The sequence below is a fragment of the Salimicrobium salexigens genome (assembly GCF_900156705.1).
Lineage (GTDB): Bacteria > Bacillota > Bacilli > Bacillales > Halobacillaceae > Salimicrobium > Salimicrobium album.
This window is the reverse complement of the sequence record NZ_FTOK01000022.1, coordinates 2,159-5,157: the sequence shown is the minus strand read 5'-3', so window position 1 is coordinate 5,157 and position 2,999 is coordinate 2,159. Positions and strand designations below refer to the sequence as shown.

Annotated in this window: 1 rRNA gene; it reads right to left on the bottom strand. The window is 54.6% G+C overall.

The annotated features are described in order from the left end of the window. Positions 1–37: 37 nt before the first annotated feature. A 23S ribosomal RNA gene (locus BW931_RS13105) occupies positions 38–2,949 on the bottom strand. Between the last annotated feature and the right edge of the window lie 50 nt (positions 2,950–2,999).

Genomic DNA, 2,999 nt, shown 5'->3' with positions numbered 1-2,999 from the left:
AACCTTCAAAACTGGATAAGAAACATACGACCAACGTATAGAGAAGATCTCGATGGATTAGTATCCGTCTGCTGCACGTGTCGCCACGCTTCCACACCGGACCTATCAACCTCTTCGTCTCAGAGGCATCTCTACAAAGGGAAATCTCATCTCAAGGGGGGCTTCATGCTTAGATGCTTTCAGCACTTATCCCGTCCACACGTAGCTACCCAGCAATGCTCCTGGCGGAACAACTGGTACACCAGCGGTGTGTCCATCCCGGTCCTCTCGTACTAAGGACAGCTCCTTTCAAATTTCCAACGCCCACGACGGATAGGGACCGAACTGTCTCACGACGTTCTGAACCCAGCTCGCGTACCGCTTTAATGGGCGAACAGCCCAACCCTTGGGACCGACTACAGCCCCAGGATGCGATGAGCCGACATCGAGGTGCCAAACCTCCCCGTCGATGTGGACTCTTGGGGGAGATAAGCCTGTTATCCCCGGGGTAGCTTTTATCCGTTGAGCGACGGCCCTTCCATGCGGTACCGCCGGATCACTAAGTCCGACTTTCGTCCCTGCTCGACTTGTAGGTCTCGCAGTCAAGCTCCCTTGTGCCTTTACACGCTGCGAATGATTTCCAACCATTCTGAGGGAACCTTTGAGCGCCTCCGTTACTTTTTGGGAGGCGACCGCCCCAGTCAAACTGCCCACCTGACACTGTCTCCGGACCGGATCACGGTCCTGGGTTAGAATGTCCGTACCGCCAGGGTGGTATCCCACGGGCGCCTCCACCGAAGCTTGCGCTCCGGTTTCGATGGCTCCCACCTATCCTGTACAAGCGATACCAACATTCAATATCAGGCTACAGTAAAGCTCCACGGGGTCTTTCCGTCCTGTCGCGGGTAATGCGCATCTTCACGCATCGTATAATTTCACCGGGTCTCTCGTTGAGACAGTGCCCAAGTCGTTGCACCTTTCGTGCGGGTCGGAACTTACCCGACAAGGAATTTCGCTACCTTAGGACCGTTATAGTTACGGCCGCCGTTTACTGGGGCTTCGGTTCAACGCTTCGCTTACGCTAACGCATCCCCTTAACCTTCCAGCACCGGGCAGGTGTCAGCCCCTATACTTCACCTTACGGTTTCGCAGAGACCTGTGTTTTTGGTAAACAGTCGCTTGGGCCTCTTCACTGCGGCTCCTCGGCAGAGGAGCACCCCTTCTCCCGAAGTTACGGGGTCATTTTGCCGAGTTCCTTAACGAGAGTTCTCCCGATCACCTTAGGATACTCTCCTCGCCTACCTGTGTTGGTTTGCGGTACGGGCACCCGCCATCCTCGCTAGAGGCTTTTCTTGGCAGTGTGAAATCAGGAGCTTCGATACTCATGTTCTCTCCCCATCACTGCTTGCACTTGCCGGACGGATTTGCCTATCCGACGCGCTCACAGCTTGGACGCACACATCCAATGGTGCGCTCTCCCTATCCTCCTGCGTCCCCCCGTTCGCTCGAACGGAGGCGGGTGGTACAGGAATCTCCACCTGTTGTCCATCGCCTACGCCTTTCGGCCTCGGCTTAGGTCCCGACTAACCCTGAGTGGACGAGCCTTCCTCAGGAACCCTTAGGCTTACGGTGAAAGAGATTCTCACTCTTTTTTCGCTACTTATACCGGCATTCTCACTTCCAGTCGCTCCACCAGTCCTCACGGTCTGACTTCACAGCTCCTGGAACGCTCTCCTACCACTTGCATCATCGATGCAAATCCGTAGCTTCGGTGGTGTGTTTAGCCCCGGTACATTTTCGGCGCAGCGTCACTCGACCAGTGAGCTATTACGCACTCTTTCAATGATAGCTGCTTCTAAGCTAACATCCTGGTTGTCTAAGCAACGCCACATCCTTTTCCACTTAACACACACTTAGGGACCTTAGCTGACGGTCTGGGCTGTTCCCCTCTTGACCATGAACCTTCTCACCCATGGTCTGACTCCTCGACGCGAGTCGCTGGCATTCGGAGTTTGACTGAACTCGGTAACCCGGTAGGGGCCCCTCATCCAATCAGTGCTCTACCTCCAGGACTCCTGGCCGAAGGCTAGCCCTAAAGCTATTTCGGAGAGAACCAGCTATCTCCGTGTTCGATTGGCATTTCACCCCTACCCACCCCTCATCCCCGTAATTTTCAACTTACGTGGGTTCGGGCCTCCAGTCAGTATTACCTGACCTTCACCCTGGAGATGGGTAGATCACACGGTTTCGGGTCTACGACCGTCTACTCGAGACGCCCTGTTCAGACTCGCTTTCGCTGCGGCTCCACACCTACGGTGCTTAACCTTGCAGCCGATCGTAACTCGCCGGTCCATTCTACAAAAGGTACGCCGTCACCCATTAACGGGCTCCGACTACTTGTAGGCACACGGTTTCAGGTTCTCTTTCACTCCCCTTCCGGGGTGCTTTTCACCTTTCCCTCACGGTACTGGTTCACTATCGGTTACCAGGGAGTATTTAGCCTTGGGAGATGGTCCTCCCGGATTCCGACGAAATTTCTCGTGTTTCGCCGTACTCAGGATCCACTCCGGAGGAGGGAGGATGTCGGCTACAGGGCTGTTACCTGCTATGGCTGGACGTTCCAGTCCGATTCGCCTATCCTCCCTCTTGGTAACTCCAATGGAGTGTCCTACAACCCCAGAGAGCAAGCTCTCTGGTTTGGGCTGGTTCCGTTTCGCTCGCCGCTACTCGGGAAATCGCATTTGCTTTCCTCTCCTCCGGGTACTGAGATGTTTCAGTTCCCCGGGTCTACCTCCGATCACCTATGTATTCAGTGATCGGTACTGTCCCATAACGGACAGTGGGTTCCCCCATTCGGACATCTTCGGATCAACGCCTACTTACGGCTCCCCGAAGCATTTCGGTGTTTGTCCCGTCCTTCATCGGCTCCTGGTACCAAGGCATCCACCGTGCGCCCTTCATTTCTTCACTATACTAGTGAAAAGACGCTTCATTCTAAAATAAAGATCGATGTTGGTCTA